The organism is Streptomyces sp. NBC_01498 (assembly GCF_036327775.1).
In the GTDB taxonomy this organism is placed as follows: Bacteria; Actinomycetota; Actinomycetes; order Streptomycetales; family Streptomycetaceae; genus Streptomyces.
Genome location: NZ_CP109598.1, coordinates 5,064,401 through 5,081,560, shown reverse-complemented (window position 1 = coordinate 5,081,560; position 17,160 = coordinate 5,064,401). Strand labels below are relative to the sequence as shown.

Sequence of the window (17,160 nt, the reverse complement as noted above, 5' to 3'; positions counted from 1 at the left end):
TACTCCGCGTATCACCCTTATCCGGGGCAACCGCAGAGGCAGTTGACGCTCAATTCCCTCGGTAAACCTGCAAACGGCGAACCGCCCAGTAGGGAGCGACTTAGCATGCCGCAACGGGACCGCTTTGCCGAGACATTCGGAGTTGCCCCTATGAAGCTATCCAGCACCATCCGCTCCTCGCTCCCCCCGGCCCAGGGCATGAGTCCCTCGGTCCGGGGTGGGGTGTCGGTCGCCGCACTCGTCCTTGTCCCCCTCCTCGCGGTCGCGGGGAGTGACGGGTTCCGCGCGATGCTCGACTTCACCACCGGCGTGCTGTCGCTCGTGTCCCTCACGGCGGCCGTCGCCTGGGGGCTCGTGGCCACGGACCGGCTGCTGCTGTCCCCGCGGCACCGGCTGCTCGCCCAGGGCATCCACCGGTTCACGGCGATGGCCTCCCTCGGCTTTCTGCTGCTGCACGCCACGGTGAAGGTCTCGCTCGGCCATGTGGCGCTGATCGGCGCCGTCCTGCCCTTCGGGCTCGGGATCACCGGCACCAGCGGCCTCATCGGTTTCGGGTCGCTCGCCGGTTTCCTGATGGTGATCGCCGCCGCGACCGGCGCGCTGCGCAGCGCCTTCGCCACGCCCGGCCGGATCGCCGGCCGCTGGCGCGCGCTGCACATGCTGGCCTACCCGGCCTGGTGCTTCGCGCTGATGCACGGGCTGTACGCGGGCCGCGCCGCCGCGACCTGGGTGATGACCATGTACTGCCTGGCGCTCGTGGCGGTCATCGGCGCCGTCTCCGTACGACTGCTGCCGCCGCCGGTCCGGCGCAGGATCGCCGACCTGATCATGAAGGCGCCGGGCGGTCTGCGCGAGGCCCCCGAGGCGGAGCAGCCTGGCCGCCGTGACCTGGCCCGCGACCCGCTGCCGGGCGCGGCGAACGCCCCGCAGGTGGAGTTCGAGCAGCGGTTCCCGCGCCGCCGGCCCGCCTCCGCGCCGGCCTCCCCTCCGGCGTCGGCGACCTCGCTGGGCGCGACGCGGGTCCCGCCGCGTATCGCCCCGCCGTCGCCGCCTCTTTACGAGGCGGGCCGTCCGGGGGCCGCCGACCCGTTCGCGGACACCTTCGTACCGGACCCCCTCACGGTCCCGTCCGTCGCTCCGTACGCCGCCACTCCGCCGGCAACGCCGTCGGTGCCCTATCCGGACCCGCTCGCGGACACGTACGTCGACCCGGGGGTGCGCACCGGGGCGGGTGCTCCGGGCGGCGCGGGGTCCGGTCCCGGTACGGGCCTGTCGGCCGGGTACCGCGCCGTCTCCTTCGGGAGCGATTCCCCGGGCCCGTCCACGGGCGAGATCCCGTACGCCGAGCGCATCCCCATGACCGAGGAGATACCGGTCATCGAGGAGCCTTCGGCGGCCGGGGCCGGCATGTGGCCGACGCCGTCGCCGCCGCCGCCCGCCCAGGCCCGGCTGCACGAGCCCGCCGTCGGCACCGGGTCGCCCCTGACCGACCCGTACCAGCAGCCGTCCCCGTACCAGCAGACGGACGCGTATCAGCAGGCCGATGCGTACCAGCCGTACCAGCAGCAAGAGACGTACCTCGGGACTGAGTCGAACCGCCCCTCCGACACGTACCTACAGTCGGCCCCCTACCCGCAGCCCGGCACCGCCCCCGGGCCCGACCCGTATCAACAAGCCGACCAGTACCGGCAGTCGGACGGCGCGGTCCGGCAGCCCCCCGCCGGAGGCGCGGGCACCCCGAGTGCCGGTGAACCCTGGTACCCATCCGCAGGAGACCGACAGTGAACGCCCCTCTCCCCGATGTCCCCGAAGTCCGTGTCGTCGGCCTTCCCCAGCTGACACAGGGGTTCGACCTCGTCGAACGGCTCGACCTGGCCATGCACCTCAAGGTGCACGGGCCGCTGTCGCCGCTGACCGGGGAGCTGCTCGCCCAGCTCGCCGAGAACATCTCCCTCCTCGGACGCGGAGGCGCCGGCTTCCCGTTCAGCAAGAAGCTGCGCGCCGTCGCCAAGGCATCGATCCGGCGCGGGGTGCGCCCCGTCGTCGTCATCAACGGCAGTGAGGGCGAGCCGGCCTGCCGCAAGGACACGGTGCTGCTCAACCGGGCGCCCCATCTGATCCTGGACGGCGCCCTGCTGGCCGCCGAGGCGCTGGGCGCGCGCACCCTGGTGGTCGCCGTCACCCGCAACTCCACCGAGATATCCATGCGGGCCGCGCTCGCCGAGCGCGGTCTGTCCGACCGGCGCGGGCAGCAGCTGCGGGCGCGCGTGATCCGTACGCCCGAGCGCATGGTCTCCGGTGAGGCGTCGTCCGTGATCCGCGCGGCCAACGGCGGGCCCTCGATGCCGCCGGGCCGCCGCGAGCGGGCCGCCGAGTCCGGTGTCGGCGGCGCCCCGACGCTGCTGTCCAACGCCGAGACGTACGCCCAACTCGCCATCGGCGCCCGGATCGGCGCCCGCCGCTACGGGCACACCGGGCTCGACGCCGAGCCGGGCACCGTCATGCTGACCGTCTCGGGCGCGGTCGCGCGCCCGATGGTCGTGGAGGTGCCGACGGGGGTTCCGCTGCGCTACGTCCTCCAGCTGGCCGGGGCGCCGCCGCTGCCGCAGGGCGTACTGACCGGCGGATACCACGGCAACTGGATCGACTCGGTGGCCGCGCACGACGCCGTCGTCTCGCGCGAGTCGCTGGCGGCGGTGGGCGGCTCGCTGGGCGCGGGCGCGATCCTGCCGATCGGCCCCGAGACCTGCCCGCTGGGCGAGGCGCTGCGGGTGGCGAACTGGCTCGCCGCCGAGACCTCCGGCCAGTGCGGCCCCTGCCGGCTCGGTCTGCCGGCCGCTGCGGGCGGGCTGAGCGACGTACTGAACGGCGGCGGCCCGGCGGCCCTGGAGGCGCTGCGCGCGGTGACGCAGGCGGTACGGGGGCGGGGGGCCTGCAAGCATCCCGACGGGTCCGCGCGGTTCTTCATGTCGACCCTCTCCGCCTTCACCGACGACCTGGCCGCCCATGTGCTGGACGGCGGCTGCGGACGTGAGACGACCGGGGTGCTGCCGCTGCCGGGTCCCGGCTACCAGACCGAGGTGGAGTCCATCCCGAGCGGCGAGAAGCTGGCTGTGGACTGGACGCTCTGCCAGGGGCACGGGCTCTGCGCGGACATCGTGCCGGAGCTGATCCGGCTGGGCCCGGACGGTTTCCCCGCGCTGGCCGACGCCTCCGTACCGATGCATCTGCGGGGCCGTGCCCAGCGCGCGGTACGGCGCTGCCCGGCGCTGGCGCTGCGTATCGAGCAGCCGGCGCCGCAGCGGCCGGCGCTGCCGGGGGGCGGCCCGGCCGCCCTGCCGCCGGGCGGTGGCAGAAAGGCCCTGGGCAGCGGACGCTGACGCGTCCTCTCCGGGAGAAGCCGGGCCGTCCTTCGGAGGATGCCGCCGGGCACGCGACTTCTTGAGGAGGCGCGCGCCCGGCGTCCCCCGGAGGGTGCCCGGCCTGCGCGGTGTCAGCTCGGCCGGTGGACCGACACGACGAACGAGACGGTCACCGTGAGCGGGCTGTCCAGCGACGCGACGCTCCGGTGCACCTCCTCGGCGGCCAGGTGGTGGGCGCTGGGGCCCATCAGGATCAGATCGCGCACGGACTCCCCCGTCAGTGCGATCTCCCGTTCCACGAGGTCCGCGCCCTCCTGCCGGAAGTGACCGGACAGCGTACGCCGGAGCCGGTCCTCCTTCGCGGCGTCGACCGACAACATGCCCAGACCCGCCGGGAGTCCGGCGAGATGGCGGGCGGTCGGCGTGACGACGACCAGGGCCCCGTCAGGGCGCAGGACGCGCCGGAACTCCGGGCCGTTGCGCGGCGCGAAGACATTGATCACGACGTCGGCGGCGCCGCTCACCACGGGCAGTGGCTTCCAGATGTCCCAGGTCGCGGTGCCCGCCCTCGGATGGACCCCGGCGGCCCGGCGCAGCGCGAACTTGGAGAGGTCGAGCCCGAGTCCCACCGCGCCGGGCAGGGCGTCGAGCACGGCGGCGAGGTAGTAACCGGTGCCGGCCCCGGCGTCCAGGACGGTGCCGTCCGGCGGGCAGAGCCCGGCGACGGCCGCGGCGAGGGCGTCCGCGAGCGGCGCGTAGTGCCCGCCCTCCAGGAAGCGGCTCCGGGCGCCCACCATGTCCGCGCTGTCGGCGTTGGCCACGTTCACATTGCCGGTCAGCAGACCGAGGTAACCCTGGCGGGCGACGTCGTACGAGTGACCCCCGGCGCAGCGCAGTGACGTGACGCCCCGCAGCGTCGGGCCGGGCGCCGGGACTCCGGGCGGGGGCCCGAGCGGCCCGTCGCACACCGGGCATCGCAGCACGCCGAGCAGCCGGTGCCAAAGGGCGGGCGCGGCGGGCGAGTTGGGCACGACGTTCCTCCGGAACGGGCTGTCAACGAGAAGAACCCGCCCGGACATGGCGTCCGGACGGGAACTTCGAGAAGTGGAGCTAAGGAGAATTGAACTCCTGACCTCCTGCATGCCATGCAGGCGCTCTACCAACTGAGCTATAGCCCCTTGTGAGGTACCGCACTTCGGGCATCCCCTCGGCGGCGGTGCCAACATTACACGGTCTCTCGGGCTCACCGCCAAATCGTTTCCGATGTGCACCAATAGCACTGCTATTGTCACCGTTCGTGACCGTTCTCGTTCCCGTGCTCGCCCGGGTCACCGCCGGTCGGCGGTCCGTGCTCCTCGGCACCGTCGTCTGTCTGTTGTCCTTCGCGGGTTTCTGGATCGCGCAGCGTCTCGCCGCGGTCTCGATGATCGATCTGATGGTCTACCGGGCCGAGGGCCGCACCGTGCTCGACGGACTCGACCTCTACGCGATGCGCGCGACCTACGCGGGTCTGCCGACGACCTATCCGCCGTTCGCCGCCCTGCTGTTCACCCCGCTGACCCTGCTGCCCGTCCCGGAGATGCGCACCCTCGCCACGGCGGGCAATCTGCTGCTCCTCGTGGCGTTCACGCGGCTGTCGCTGCGACTGACGTTCCGGGACTCGGTACGGCCCGGGGCGGCGCTGTGGGTGGCGGCGGTCGCCGTCTGGTGCGAGCCGGTGTGGACGACCCTGCGCTACGGACAGATCAATCTGCTGATCGGTGTCGCCGTCCTGTGGGACCTCACCCGGCGGGACGGCCACCGGCTGGCGGGCCTCGGGATCGGCCTCGCGGCGGCGGTCAAACTGACCCCCGGGCTTTTCGCCGTGATGCTGCTGGTCACCGGTCTGCTGCGGTTCCGCGAGGCGGGCTGGAACCCCTGGCTGCGGCGGACCGCGACGGCGGCGGGGGCGTTCCTCGCCGCCACGCTCGTCTCCGCCGTGATCCTGCCGTACGACTCACGCCGCTTCTGGACCGACATCGTCTTCCGGGCGGACCGGGTGGGCCGGGTCGAGGGGGCCGCGAACCAGTCGCTTCGGGGGGTGTTCGCGCGGGTGCTGCACACCACCGAGCCGTCGGCCTGGTGGCTCCCGGTGGCCGCCGTCGTCGTCGTGGCCGGGCTGACCGTGGCGGTGCGCGCGGCGCTGCGCGGGCGGACGGCGGAGGCCACCGTGGCCTGCGCCGCGACCGCGCTGCTGATCAGCCCGGTCTCCTGGTCGCACCACTGGGTGTGGTGCGTGCCGATGGTGCTGCTCCTGGTGGCGCACGGCAGGACGGAGTGGGCGGTGGCGACGGGGATGGGTTTCCTGTCGTACGCGCTGTGGCGGGTGCCGCACGGGGCCGTCGAACGGCTTGAACTCGCCCAGAACCGCTCGCAGATGACGCTCACGGCGCTCTATCCGGCGATGGCGCTGGGGCTGCTGGCGTATCTGGCCGCGGCCGGCCGTACGGAACGGACACCCGCACCCGGCGCTCGGGCCGAGGAGCCGGGAGGGACGGCGGAACCGGTGGTCTACGCGGTGGCGAAGGAGTAGAAGCGCTTGAGCGTGCAGTGCTCGTCGAGGAGCCGGCCGTAGATGGGCTCACCCTCCAGCTCGCGGTAGGTCTCGATGGGGTCGCCCTTTATGATCAGCGCGCGGGCGCACTCCTCGCACCAGTACTGGAACTCGGCGTTGAGCGGTTCCATGTCCCGGACGATGGGGGTGCCGCTGCCGCACCAGTCGCATTTTCTCCTGTGCGCACCCATCACTCAGCTCCAGCTGTGGCCGCAGGCCGTGCACACGTAGGAAACTCCACCGTTGTCGCCGAGTACTTGGGCCACATGGAACGAACCGCACGACGGGCAGCTGAGGCCGGCGGCCGAGGCCGCCTCCGCGAGCAGGGCACCGACCCGGTCGATGCTGCTGGCGGGCATCGCGCTCTCTCCTCCCCGTCCGTGCCGTCGTCCCCTCCGGCCGTCCGATTCTGTCACGCCTTCGCCAGGAGGACAGTGCGATCAGGCCGGACGTTCGGTGGGTGGCCGAAATCGAGCGGCGCCGCGTGCGTACGGCCACGGCGGGAGGTCCCGGTACGACGAAATCCCGCCCTCGTGACGAGGACGGGATTCAAGGGGTGGAGCTAAGGAGAATTGAACTCCTGACCTCCTGCATGCCATGCAGGCGCTCTACCAACTGAGCTATAGCCCCTCATGTTCTTCGCGCCGTGCGCTGTGAACAAGAAGAACTTTAGCCTGCGACCAGGCGGAAAGTGAAATCCCGTCCGGTCGGCCGGGTCCCCCCGGAGAACCGGGACCGGGAATGGCCGCGGGCGTCCGGATCAGTCGTCGTCGCCGAGCACCGGCTCGGGCAGTGTGCCCGCGTTGTGCTCCTGGAGACGCCAGCCGCGCGCCCCTTCGCCCAGGACGGACCAGCAGCAGTTGGAGAGCCCGCCGAGTCCTTCCCAGTGGTGTGCCTCAAGACCGAGCAGCCGGCCGATCGTGGTGCGGATCGTGCCGCCGTGACTGACCACGACCAGGGTGCCGCCGTCGGGCAGCTTGTCCGCGTGACGCAGCACGACGGGCGCGGCCCGGTCGGCGACCTCGGTCTCCAGCTCGCCGCCCCCGCGCCGTACGGGCTCACCGCGCTTCCACGACAGGTACTGCTCGCCGAACCGCTCCAGGATCTGCTCATGGGTCAGGCCCTGCCAGTCACCCGCGTAGGTCTCGCGCAGCGCCGCGTCGTAACCGACGGACAGTCCGGTCAGCGACGCCAGTTCCTGGGCGGTGGCCACCGCGCGGCGCAGGTCGGACGCGATCATCGCGTCCGGCCGCAGCGACGCGAGCAGCCGGGCGGAGCGGCGGGCCTGCGCCAGGCCCGCCCCGGTCAGCTCGATGTCCGTGGTGCCCTGGAAGCGGCGCTCCAGGTTCCACGCCGTCTGGCCGTGCCGCCACAGGACGATCCGGCGGCCTCTGCCGCCCGAGCCGCCGTTCAGCTCAGCTCCCCGTTCGCGGAGCCGGTCACCTCGGCGTGCTCGGCGCCCTTGCCGCGGGTCTTGACGGCGTCCTCGGGCAGGGACAGCTCGGGGCAGTCCTTCCAGAGGCGTTCGAGCGCGTAGAAGACCCGCTCCTCGCTGTGCTGGACGTGGACCACGATGTCGACGTAGTCGAGCAGGATCCAGCGGGCGTCGCGGTCGCCCTCGCGGCGCACCGGCTTGGCGCCGAGTTCCTTGGAGAGACGCTCCTCGATCTCGTCCACGATCGACTTGACCTGGCGGTCGTTGGGCGCGGAGGCGAGGAGGAACGCGTCGGTGATCGACAGCACATCACTGACGTCGTACGCGATGATGTCGTGCGCGAGCCGGTCGGCCGCCGCCTGGGCGGCGGCGTTGACGAGCTCGATGGAGCGGTCCGTGGCGGTCACAGGCGATGCTTTCGTCGGCGGTCGGGAGACCCCCAGGGTCTCACGGACCGCCGACAAGCCCGCGCGCCCCGGCGGTCAGCCGCCTTCGTAGTCCCCGCCGAGGGTGACCAGGACATCGGCGTTCGGCGCCGCCTTGCCCTTCTTGACCGCGCCGACCGGCAGACCGAGTGTCTTGGCGACCTCGTCCGCCTGCCCCTTGTTCTTGGCGTCGGCATAGGTGACCTGCGACGACTCGACCGGGTCGGCCGTGCCGGCGTCGACGAAGGCATAGCCGCCGTTGATCATCGAGACGCGGGCGGCCTCGCTGTCCGCCTTGTCGCCCGTGGCGTTCTTCACACCGACGCGCAGGGTGGCGCCCTGCTCGGGGGCGCTGACGCTGCCGCCGAGGACGTCCTTGACGACGGTCTCGGTCGCCTCCTCACCGAGGCTGCCGTCCTCGGCGACGGGCAGCAGGAGCGTCTTGTGGTCACCGGCCTTGGCGTGCGCCGCGAGCTTCGCCAGGGCGGCGCCCAGGTCCTGCTCGGTCATCGGCGGTTCCAGGATCTGCGCCAGGGTCTCGACGGTGATCGTCGCGGCCCTCGTGTCGTCGGAGATCTTCCGCAGTACGCCCTGCATGACCGCGCCGAAGCGCTCCAGCTGCTCCGCCTCGGGCTCGTCGGGCGCCCGGTGGGTGGCGTACGCGACGGCGGCCTGTCCGTTCAGCGACTGGTCCTCGCCCTTGGTGACGAGCGGGTCCTCGCCCTTCTTGGCGGCGGGGATGTCGGCGTTCGTGGTGATGTCGATGTTGCCGACCAGATCGACCAGGTTCTCCAGATAGGGGGTGTCGAGCCGCCAGGTGCCGGAGATCCGGGTGCCGAGCAGGGTGTCGACGGACTCCCGGGTGCCCTGGGAACCGCTGTCGGCCACGGACTTGGCGAGGGTGCCGGCGATCCCGGTCTCCCCGTCGGCCACGAGAAGGGAGTTGGGCAGCAGGACGGTGGTGCCCTTCTCGGTGGTGGAGTTGTTGACGAGCAGCGCCGTGGAGGTGGCCTTGCTCTTCGTGTTGTGCAGATTCACCATGATCACGTCCCGCTTCTGCGGGCCGGTGGCGGTGTTCTGTGTCTTCTCGTCCGACGCGAGACCGGGCAGCATGCCCGCGTACCAGAGGTAGCCGACACCGCCGGCGACGACCAGCGCCAGGACGACGGCCAGGGCGAAGACGCGGCTGCGTCCCCGGCGGCGGGCCTCCTCGCGGCGCTCGGAGCGGCTCTCGGTGAACTTCAGCCAGTCGATGACGTCTTCGGACTCGGCGTCCGGCTCCTCGATGAAGGAGAACTGTTCTGTCCGGTAATCGCCGTCGGGACCGCCGTCGGGACCGCCCCCGGTGGCAGTGGCGCGGCGCTGTCCGGGTACGGCGGGCTCGGGAACGGGCGGTGGGGAGAGCGGGGGCGAGGGCGCTTCCTCGGCCGGGGCCTGATGCGGCGGGGCCGCCGGCGGCGCCTGGTGTTGCTGTTGCTGCGGGATGTTCCACTGCGTGGTGTCGACCGCCGCCTGCTGCCGGCCGGTGTCGTAGCCGTAGCCGTAGTCCTGCTGTTGCTGTTGCTGTTGCTGGGCGTACGGGTCGTACGCGGTCTGCCCGCCGTACGGGTCGTAATACCCCTGCGCGCCCTGCTGTTGCTGCCCGTACGGGTCGTACTGCTGCTGGTCCTGCTGCTGTTGCCCCTGCTGCGGGTGCTGTTGCTGCTGCTGTTGGTGTTGCTGCTGATACACCGGCTGCCCGTACTCGTCGTAGCCCACGATCTGCGGCTGCCGTGTGTCATACGGGTCGTACGGGTCGTACGGCTGCTGGTCGTTCACCGGTGCCCCTCTCCGTGGCTCATTCGCCGCGGTACAACTGGCGCTTGTCGATATAGCGCACCACACCGTCCGGCACCAGGTACCAGACCGGATCGCCCTGCGCGACCCTTCCCCGGCAGTCGGTCGACGAGATCGCCAGCGCCGGGACCTCCACCAACGAGACGCCGCCCTTGGGCAGTCCGTCGTCCGTCAGGTCGTGTCCGGGCCGGGTGACACCGATGAAGTGGGCCAGCGCGAACAGTTCGTCGGCGTCCCGCCAACTGAGAATCTGGGACAGCGCGTCCGCCCCGGTGATGAAGAACAGATCCGCGTCGCCGTGCAGGGAGTGCAGATCCCGCAGCGTATCGGTGGTGTAGGTCTTGCCGCCACGATCGATGTCGATACGGCTGACCGAGAACTGCGGGTTGGAGGCCGTCGCGATGACCGTCATCAGATAGCGGTCCTCGGCCGGGGAGACCGCCGACTGGCTCTTCTGCCACGGCTGTCCCGTCGGGACGAAGACCACCTCGTCGAGATCGAACAGCGCGGCCACCTCGCTGGCCGCCACCAGGTGACCGTGGTGGACCGGGTCGAACGTGCCGCCCATCACACCGAGACGGCGTCTGCCGCCGCCCTGTCCCGCGCCGGCCGGCGCCTGCACCTTTTCCATGCCCCCGGAGCCTACTGGCACGGCGCCCCGGCCCCGTCTCAGCGGTCGCGGTTGAAGCGGGTGGTGATCCACAGCAGGAGAAGCAGCGCGAACAGCGCCCCACCGCCGGTGAGGTACGCGTTGAGGCTTTGGTGATTGCCCCCGTGCTCGCCACCCTCGGCGGCGAGGGTGACCAGGTTGGCTGCGGTGCTGGAGAGGCTCATCTTCGGCAGGACCCATTCGATCGGAAGCGGAGACTTCGCGCACATCGTATGCGGGGCCCCCGGGCACGCTCACGCCGACTCGGACGTTGGAGGGGCGACGGCGTACGGCCGCCCGGCACACGGCGGTCGCAGCGCATACCGTGGGGCCGTCAGGGGGACGAGCCGACGACTCGTACGAACAGGGGAATTCCATGACCGAAGACAGCCACGAGGCAGCCAGTCACGAGAATGTGCCGAGCAGACAGCGCAAGCGCTTCCCCGGTATCTCCTCACGCGCGTACGAGCATCCGGCGGACCGCTCGGCCCTGGTCGCGCTGCGCAAACTGAGCGGTTTCGACACGGTCTTCAAGGCGATGAGCGCCCTGCTGCCGGAGCGGAGCCTGCGGCTGCTCTTCCTCTCCGACTCGGTGCGGGTCAGCGATGTGCAGTTCCCGCATCTGCACACGATGCTGCTGGACGCCTGCTACATCCTGGACCTGGAGAAGGTCCCCACGATGTACGTCGCGCAGAACCCGATGCCGAACGCCATGTGCATCGGTCTCGACGAGCCGATCATCGTGGTCAACACGGGGCTCGTCGAGCTGCTGGACGAGGAGGAGATGCGGGCGGTCGTCGGCCACGAGGTGGGCCACGCGCTGTCCGGGCACTCCGTCTACCGCACGATCCTGCTGTTCCTCACGAATCTCGCGCTGAAGGTCGCCTGGATCCCGCTCGGCAATGTCGCGATCATGGCGATCGTGTCGGCGCTGCGCGAGTGGTTCCGCAAGTCGGAGCTGTCGGCGGACCGGGCGGGGCTGCTGGTCGGCCAGGACCCGCAGGCGTCGATGCGCGGTCTGATGAAGATCGCGGGCGGCAATCATCTGCACGAGATGAACGTGGACGCGTTCCTGGCGCAGGCGGCGGAGTACGAGGCGGGGGGCGACCTGCGCGACTCCGTGCTCAAGATCCTCAACGTGCTGCCGCGTACCCACCCCTTCACCACGGTGCGCGCCGCCGAGCTGAAGAAGTGGGGCGAGAGCCGCGACTTCCAGCGGATCATGGACGGGCACTACCCGCGCCGTACGGAGGACAAGGAGACCTCGGTCGGCGACTCGATCCGGGACTCCGCCGCGCACTACGCGGACACGGTCCGCACCAGCAAGGACCCGCTGATGAAGCTGGTCGGCGACATCGCGGGCGGCGCGGGCGACCTGGGGGGCAAGCTCCGGGACAGGTTCACCGGCGGCTCGTCCGGCCCGGGGGACGGCGGCGCCAAGGGCGGCACGAACGGCACCGCGAACGGCACCTCCGGCGGCTCCGACGCTACGTAGCGGCGGGCGTCCGGGGCGGGTCCGTACGAACCCGCCCCGGACGCCCGATCCGGCCCGGTCCGGCCCGGTCCGGTCCGGTCCGAACGGCAGGCTCCGACCGTCCGGCGACAGACCCTAACCACCCGGCAGCGCGCCCTTGTCGAGTACGCCGCAGAGCCCGGCCGTCGGTGGCCCCGTCCCGAACGGATCGGTGCCCGCCGGACCCACCGGCCGCGCCCTGGCGCCCGCCAGCAGCGGGCGCAGGGTGCCCGGCGCCTCGGCCGAGCACGCCTGCGGCCCCGCCTGCACCTGGCTGCTCAGCAACTCGGTCCGGTGCGCGGCCAGATCCTCGCGGTCGAAGCGGAAGTGCAGGGTGCGCCGGACGGCGAACAGCGACGCGTCCGCTCCCGCCGCCCCGCCGGGCGGGCGCAGCGTGTAGACGAAGGTGTGATCGGCGAACACGTCCATCGTGCCGGCCGCCGACTCCGCGTACCGGAGCGTGCCCCGGACACGTACGGTCGGCTCCGCCAGCGACACGGCCGCCGCGTCGAAGCGCACCAGCCAGCCGGCGGGCACGTGTCTGCCGTCGTCGGCGGGCTCCGCGAAGGTCTGGTCGAACTGGGCGAACTGCGCCGGGTCGAGCAGTGCCCGCACCGAGGTCCGCCCGCCGCCGGTCAGCACGTCCGGGTCGACGGAGGAGGCGACGAGGTAGTCCTTGGCGGTGCTCAGCGCGGCCGTCACCTCGTTCTCGGTGAAGTGCGGGGTGCGCCGGGCCGGGGGCAGTTCGATTCCGGCGGCCCCCGCGCCGAACCGCGCCGCCGGGCTGTCCCTCAGCAGGTTCGCGGGAGTGCCGCCCGGGACCGCGCCGGCCGGGGCGAGCGGAATGACCGTCATCCGCAGCTGTTCCGCCGAACGGGTGATCGCCGGCTGGTACGGGGGCCTGACCGCGACATAGACGGCGGTCCCGAAGGCCACGGCGACGATGAGGACCAGCAGCAGCACCTGGACCGACCCCCGGCGGGGCGGTGGTGAACCGGCCGGCGGCCGGTCGGCGGGGTCCCTTCGGCGTACGGCGTGGGACCGGTCGCCCATGCGTTCGCGGGCGGAGAACTCCTGGAGCGGGGCAGCGCGGACGAACGATTCGTCGAAGACGACGGACCGGTACTCGTCCTCACCGCCGGGCGTCTCCTCAGGCGTGCCCTCGGGCGGATCTCCGCGACCTCCGCGACCTGCCATGGCTTCAGGTTAGGACGGACACGCGGAACAGGAATCCGGGAGCGCCGGGGGGCCGCCGGTACGCCGCGCGGGTCATGGCGCGCTGCGTGGTACCGCCGAGACCTCCGGGACCGAGTACTCCGTCGAGGCGGTGGGCCCGTCCCCGCCGCGCGAGGCGTCGACGCCGGTGGTGGCCGGCGGGGGCACCCGGTCCTGCCGGTGGCCGCTCGCGGCTCCCCGGTAGACGGCGGTGAACGCCAGGGCGACCATGCCGATCCCCATCACCACGGCGAGGATCCAGGCGACGGGCCGGTGCCAGCGGGCGCTGCCCCGGTAGGGGCGCAGGGCGCCGCCGTGGGGTCCGTAGGGGCCGAACCCGCCGTGCGGGTCGTCCGGGTCGTACGCGGCGCCGTACGGCCGCCCGTCGCCGTACTCCCCCGGCCCTCGGCCGTCGTCGTAGCGGTCGTCGTCGGGTCCGCCGGGCAGGGCACGCGCGCGGGCCGCCTCGGCGTCGGCGCGCGCCTCGGCCGCCGCCAGCAGGCGCTCGACGGCGGTGGGTTCGTGAACGGGTGCGGCCCGGATGAAGTCCTCGTCGAACACCACGGAGGCGAAGTCCTCGTCCGCGCCTCCGCGGTCGTCGTCGGGCTCCCAGCCGTCCGGGAACGGCTTGCCCCCCACGTCGTCCGGCACCTTCTCAGAGTAGACCGGGCCGGGCGTTTTCGGCAGAGACAGTGGAGATTACGCGGGATTCCCCGGGAACTACCGGGTGTGACCGTCGCCGGTGACGATGTACTTGGTCGAGGTGAGCTCCGGCAGCCCCATCGGCCCGCGCGCGTGCAGCTTCTGCGTGGAGATGCCGATCTCGGCGCCGAAGCCGAACTGGCCCCCGTCGGTGAACCGTGTCGACGCGTTGACGGCGACCGTCGTGGAGTCGACCAACTGGGTGAAACGGCGGGCCGCCGCCTGTGACGTGGTGACGATCGCCTCGGTGTGGCCGGAGGACCAGAGCCGGATGTGCGCGACGGCCGCGTCCAGCGAGTCGACCACGGCGGCGGCGATGTCGTACGACAGGTACTCGGTCTCCCAGTCCTCGGCGGTGGCCGCCACGACCGTGGCCTTCGTGCCGCCCGCCGCCTCCGTGAACTCCAGCACCCGCTCGTCGGCGTGCACGGTGACCCCGGCCTCGGCCAGCGCGTCCAGCGCGCGCGGCAGGAAGGCCGCGGCGACGTCCTGGTGGACCAGCAGGGTCTCGGCGGCGTTGCAGACGCTCGGGCGCTGCGCCTTGGAGTTGATGAGGATGTCGACGGCCATGTCGAGGTCGGTCTCGGCGTCCACGTACACGTGGCAGTTGCCGGTGCCGGTCTCGATGACGGGAACGGTGGACTCCTCGACGACCGTACGGATCAGCGAGGCGCCGCCGCGCGGGATCAGCACGTCCACCAGGCCCCGGGCGCGCATCAGTTCACGTACGGAGTCGCGGCTGTCGCCGGGCACGAGCTGGATCGCGTCGGCCGGCAGTCCGGCCCCGCCGACGGCGTCGCGCAGCACGCGCACGAGGGCGGTGTTGGAGGAGTACGCGGAGGACGAGCCGCGCAGCAGCACCGCGTTGCCGGACTTCAGACAGAGCGCCGCCGCGTCGACGGTGACGTTGGGGCGGGCCTCGTAGATGATCCCGACCACGCCGAGCGGGACCCGCACCTGGCGCAGGTCGATCCCGTTGGGGAGGGTCGATCCGCGCACGACCTCGCCGACCGGGTCGGGCAGCGCGGCCACGTCCCGTACGTCGGCGGCGATGGCCCGCACCCGCTCGGGGGTGAGGGTCAGCCGGTCGACGATCGCCTCGCTGGTCCCCGCCTCCCTGGCGCGCTCGACGTCCTCGCCGTTGGCCCTGATGATCTCCTGGGTGCGGACCTCCAGGGCGTCGGCGATCGCCAGCAGCGCGTCGTCCTTGACCGAGCGGGGCAGCGGAGCCAGATCGGCGGCCGCGGAGCGGGCGCGGTAGGCGGTCCTGGTGACCGGGGTCAGGTTGTCGTACGGCGAGAGCGAGGTCATGCCCGCAGGGTAGTGCGCCCGACGCGGGCATTTCCCCCGTATCCCGTAGTGCGAGACGGCCGCGCCCCCTCCGGGTGGGACGCGGCCCCGGCCGTCAGAACGGGTGGACGCCCACCGGTGCCGCCGGCGGCGGACCGTACCCCTCCGCGATGCGCAGGTGGTAGGTCTCCCGGTCGATGACTTCGAGGCCGACGATCTCCCACGGGGGAAGCCGGGCGCTGGACCGGTGTTCGCCCCAGAGCCGCAGGGCGACGGCCGCCGCGTCGTGCAGGTCCCGGGCCTCTTCCCAGTAGCGGATCTCGGCGTGGTCGACGGCGTACCGGCTGGTCAGCAGGAAGGGATGGTCGTGGGCGAGCTGTTCGAGGCCCCGTCTGACCTCGGTGAGCGGCGCCTCGGGCCCCGACACGCTGAGCGTGATGTGCCAGAGCTTGGACAGTGCGCGGTCCTCCTCGCGCGACTGTGCCTTCCGGGCCGTGCCCGGGTCCCGCACGTCGTCGAGCCCGCCGAAGTCCGGCCCGGCTCCGACGCTGGTCAGTGTGCGCTCTTCCCCCGCGGCCCTCCGGGCGTGCAAGGTGCCTCCTCCTGACCCGGGGGACCCCGCCCCCGGGCGCGTTCGTCTCACCGGCGGCCTCCTGTTGCTGCGTCGTCGTACTGCTACCCCGCCTCTTTCCCCTGAGACAAAGTTGACCAGCCCGGGACGGGAGATGGGGTCGTTTCGGTAAAGGTCCCTTCCGAAAGACCGGACTTTCAGCCGTTTCACCGGCGGTCGGGGCGGTCGGGACGGTCAGGGACGCAGAACGACCAGATCGTCCCGGTGGACGACCTCCCGCTCGTAGGCGGGGCCGAGGTCCCGTGCCAGGTCCCGGGTGGAGCGGCCGAGGAGCTGGGGAATCTCCTTGGCGTCGAAGTTCACCAGGCCACGGGCCACGGCCAGGCCCGCGGTGTCGCGCAGCTCGACCGGGTCCCCGGCGCTGAACTCGCCCTCCACCGAGGCGATCCCGGCCGGGAGCAGCGAGGTGCGGCGCTCCACGACGGCCCGGACGGCGCCGTCGTCGAGGGTCAGCGCGCCCAGGGGGGTCGAGGCGTGGGCGAGCCAGAGCAGCCGGTCGGCGGAGCGGCGGCCGGTGGGGCCGAAGTACGTGCCGGTGTCGCGTCCGGCGAGTGCGTCGCCCGCGTGGCCGGCCGAGGTGAGGACCACGGGGATCCCGGCGGCGGCGGCGATCCGGGCGGCCTCGACCTTGGTGACCATGCCGCCGGTGCCGAGTCCGGCCTTGCCCGCGCTGCCCATGGTGACGTCGGCGAGGTCCTCGGGGCCGTCCACGCGCGCGATGCGTGAGCTGCCGGGTCTGCTGGGGTCGCCGTCGTACAGGCCGTCCACGTCCGAGAGCAGGACGAGCAGGTCGGCGCGGACGAGATGGGCGACGAGAGCCGCCAGCCGGTCGTTGTCGCCGAAGCGGATCTCCTCGGTGGCGACGGTGTCGTTCTCGTTGACGACGGGGACGGCGCCCATGGTGAGCAGCTGGTCGAGGGTGCGGTAGGCGTTGCGGTAGTGGGAACGGCGGCTGGTGTCGTGGGCGGTGAGCAGGACCTGGCCGACGCGGAGCCCGTACCGCGAGAAGGACGAGGCGTACCTGGCGACGAGCAGCCCCTGGCCGACGCTGGCCGACGCCTGCTGACGGGCCAGGTCGCGCGGGCGGCGGGTGAGGCCGAGCGGGGCGAGGCCGGCGGCGATGGCGCCGCTGGAGACGAGCACGATCTCCTTCTCGCCGCCGGAGCGGACCTTGGCGAGCACGTCGACGAGTGCGTCGACCCGGTCGGCGTCGAGCCCGCCGGCGGCGGTGGTGAGCGAGGAGGAGCCCACCTTGACGACGATCCTGCGGGCTTCCGTTACGTGCTGCCTTGCCACTGTCACGGCCCGAATGTATGCCAACGGCCGGGATCGCCGCGCCCCCGTTCCACGCGCTGGACAACGAAACACCGGCCCCCGGAGCGGGATGTGCGGGGTCTTCGCGGGGGCGGGTGTACGGGCTGCGCCTGCGTCCGTGGCGGGGCGCCGGGCGAGTTGGGGGCGGGGGGCGCGTACGCGGTGCGGGGCGGTGGCCTCCTGGGCGCCGGGAGG

The 17,160-nt window shown here is 72.3% G+C and carries 17 protein-coding genes and 2 tRNA genes; 4 read left to right on the top strand and 15 right to left on the bottom strand.

Features of this window, described 5'->3' with window-relative positions; genetic code table 11:
• Nucleotides 1–150 precede the first annotated feature (150 nt).
• Both OG875_RS21735 and OG875_RS21730 read left to right on the top strand, forming a co-directional pair.
• On the top strand, nt 151–1,785 hold the full coding sequence (locus OG875_RS21735) for a hypothetical protein (RefSeq protein ID WP_330175891.1): 1,635 nt from the start codon (nt 151–153) through the stop codon (nt 1,783–1,785).
• Entirely contained in the window at nt 1,782–3,380 is a 1,599-nt protein-coding gene (locus OG875_RS21730) for an NADH-ubiquinone oxidoreductase-F iron-sulfur binding region domain-containing protein (protein WP_330175890.1), read from the top strand. Before OG875_RS21735 ends, OG875_RS21730 begins: the two co-directional genes overlap by 4 nt.
• A 113-nt stretch (nt 3,381–3,493) precedes the next feature.
• Here OG875_RS21730 and OG875_RS21725 read toward each other — a convergent pair whose 3' ends face one another.
• Both OG875_RS21725 and OG875_RS21720 read right to left on the bottom strand, forming a co-directional pair.
• The gene (locus OG875_RS21725) at nt 3,494–4,393 is read right to left on the bottom strand and encodes a methyltransferase type 11 (RefSeq protein WP_330175889.1); all 900 of its coding nucleotides are present in this window, start codon (nt 4,391–4,393) and stop codon (nt 3,494–3,496) included.
• A gap of 74 nt (nt 4,394–4,467) precedes the next feature.
• Nucleotides 4,468–4,540: transfer RNA gene (locus tag OG875_RS21720), tRNA-Ala, on the bottom strand.
• Between the two features lie 119 nt (nt 4,541–4,659).
• On the opposite strand from OG875_RS21720, the gene OG875_RS21715 reads away from it, so the two are divergent.
• Nucleotides 4,660–5,934: a glycosyltransferase 87 family protein gene (locus OG875_RS21715; protein WP_443079164.1), complete on the top strand. Its 1,275-nt coding sequence runs from the start codon at nt 4,660–4,662 to the stop codon at nt 5,932–5,934.
• Here the strand turns inward: OG875_RS21715 and OG875_RS21710 are convergent.
• The 8 genes from OG875_RS21710 to OG875_RS21675 all read right to left on the bottom strand — a co-directional run bounded on the left by OG875_RS21710 (nt 5,913) and on the right by OG875_RS21675 (nt 10,485).
• Nucleotides 5,913–6,146: a hypothetical protein gene (locus OG875_RS21710; RefSeq protein ID WP_119295655.1), complete on the bottom strand. Its 234-nt coding sequence runs from the start codon at nt 6,144–6,146 to the stop codon at nt 5,913–5,915. The genes OG875_RS21715 and OG875_RS21710 overlap by 22 nt on opposite strands.
• Before the next feature lie 3 nt (nt 6,147–6,149).
• Nucleotides 6,150–6,314 carry a hypothetical protein gene (locus OG875_RS21705; RefSeq protein ID WP_330175888.1) on the bottom strand — a complete coding sequence of 55 codons (165 nt, stop codon included), beginning with the start codon at nt 6,312–6,314 and terminating at the stop codon, nt 6,150–6,152.
• A gap of 198 nt (nt 6,315–6,512) precedes the next feature.
• Nucleotides 6,513–6,585: transfer RNA gene (locus OG875_RS21700), tRNA-Ala, on the bottom strand.
• Between the two features lie 130 nt (nt 6,586–6,715).
• Nucleotides 6,716–7,369: a histidine phosphatase family protein gene (locus tag OG875_RS21695; protein WP_330177847.1), complete on the bottom strand. Its 654-nt coding sequence runs from the start codon at nt 7,367–7,369 to the stop codon at nt 6,716–6,718.
• The gene (rsfS, locus tag OG875_RS21690) at nt 7,366–7,797 is read right to left on the bottom strand and encodes a ribosome silencing factor (protein ID WP_330175887.1); all 432 of its coding nucleotides are present in this window, start codon (nt 7,795–7,797) and stop codon (nt 7,366–7,368) included. The genes OG875_RS21695 and rsfS overlap by 4 nt, the downstream gene beginning before the upstream one ends.
• 75 nt (nt 7,798–7,872) lie before the next feature.
• A complete protein-coding gene (locus tag OG875_RS21685; protein WP_330175886.1) occupies nt 7,873–9,633 on the bottom strand; it encodes an LCP family protein in 1,761 nt (586 codons plus the stop codon).
• A 19-nt stretch (nt 9,634–9,652) separates the two neighbouring features.
• A complete protein-coding gene (nadD, locus tag OG875_RS21680; protein ID WP_330175885.1) occupies nt 9,653–10,282 on the bottom strand; it encodes a nicotinate-nucleotide adenylyltransferase in 630 nt (209 codons plus the stop codon).
• Between the two features lie 38 nt (nt 10,283–10,320).
• Nucleotides 10,321–10,485 carry a hypothetical protein gene (locus OG875_RS21675; RefSeq protein ID WP_330175884.1) on the bottom strand — a complete coding sequence of 55 codons (165 nt, stop codon included), beginning with the start codon at nt 10,483–10,485 and terminating at the stop codon, nt 10,321–10,323.
• A 191-nt stretch (nt 10,486–10,676) separates the two neighbouring features.
• Here OG875_RS21675 and OG875_RS21670 point away from each other — a divergent pair, with 191 nt between their 5' ends.
• Nucleotides 10,677–11,795 (top strand): M48 family metallopeptidase, encoded by a 1,119-nt coding sequence (locus OG875_RS21670; RefSeq protein ID WP_330175883.1) that lies wholly within the window; start codon nt 10,677–10,679, stop codon nt 11,793–11,795.
• Nucleotides 11,796–11,909: 114 nt separating this feature from the next.
• On the opposite strand, the gene OG875_RS21665 is transcribed toward OG875_RS21670, so the two are convergent.
• The 5 genes from OG875_RS21665 to proB form a co-directional block, all read right to left on the bottom strand.
• Nucleotides 11,910–13,010: an SCO2583 family membrane protein gene (locus OG875_RS21665; RefSeq protein ID WP_330175882.1), complete on the bottom strand. Its 1,101-nt coding sequence runs from the start codon at nt 13,008–13,010 to the stop codon at nt 11,910–11,912.
• A 72-nt stretch (nt 13,011–13,082) separates the two neighbouring features.
• On the bottom strand, nt 13,083–13,679 hold the full coding sequence (locus OG875_RS21660) for an SCO2584 family spore wall biosynthesis protein (protein WP_330175881.1): 597 nt from the start codon (nt 13,677–13,679) through the stop codon (nt 13,083–13,085).
• 69 nt (nt 13,680–13,748) lie between these two features.
• A complete protein-coding gene (locus OG875_RS21655) occupies nt 13,749–15,041 on the bottom strand; it encodes a glutamate-5-semialdehyde dehydrogenase (RefSeq protein ID WP_330175880.1) in 1,293 nt (430 codons plus the stop codon).
• 94 nt (nt 15,042–15,135) lie between these two features.
• Nucleotides 15,136–15,663, bottom strand: coding sequence for a hypothetical protein (locus OG875_RS21650; RefSeq protein ID WP_330175879.1), 528 nt, complete (start codon nt 15,661–15,663; stop codon nt 15,136–15,138).
• Between the two features lie 162 nt (nt 15,664–15,825).
• Nucleotides 15,826–16,953 (bottom strand): glutamate 5-kinase, encoded by a 1,128-nt coding sequence (gene proB / locus OG875_RS21645; protein WP_330175878.1) that lies wholly within the window; start codon nt 16,951–16,953, stop codon nt 15,826–15,828.
• Between the last annotated feature and the right edge of the window lie 207 nt (nt 16,954–17,160).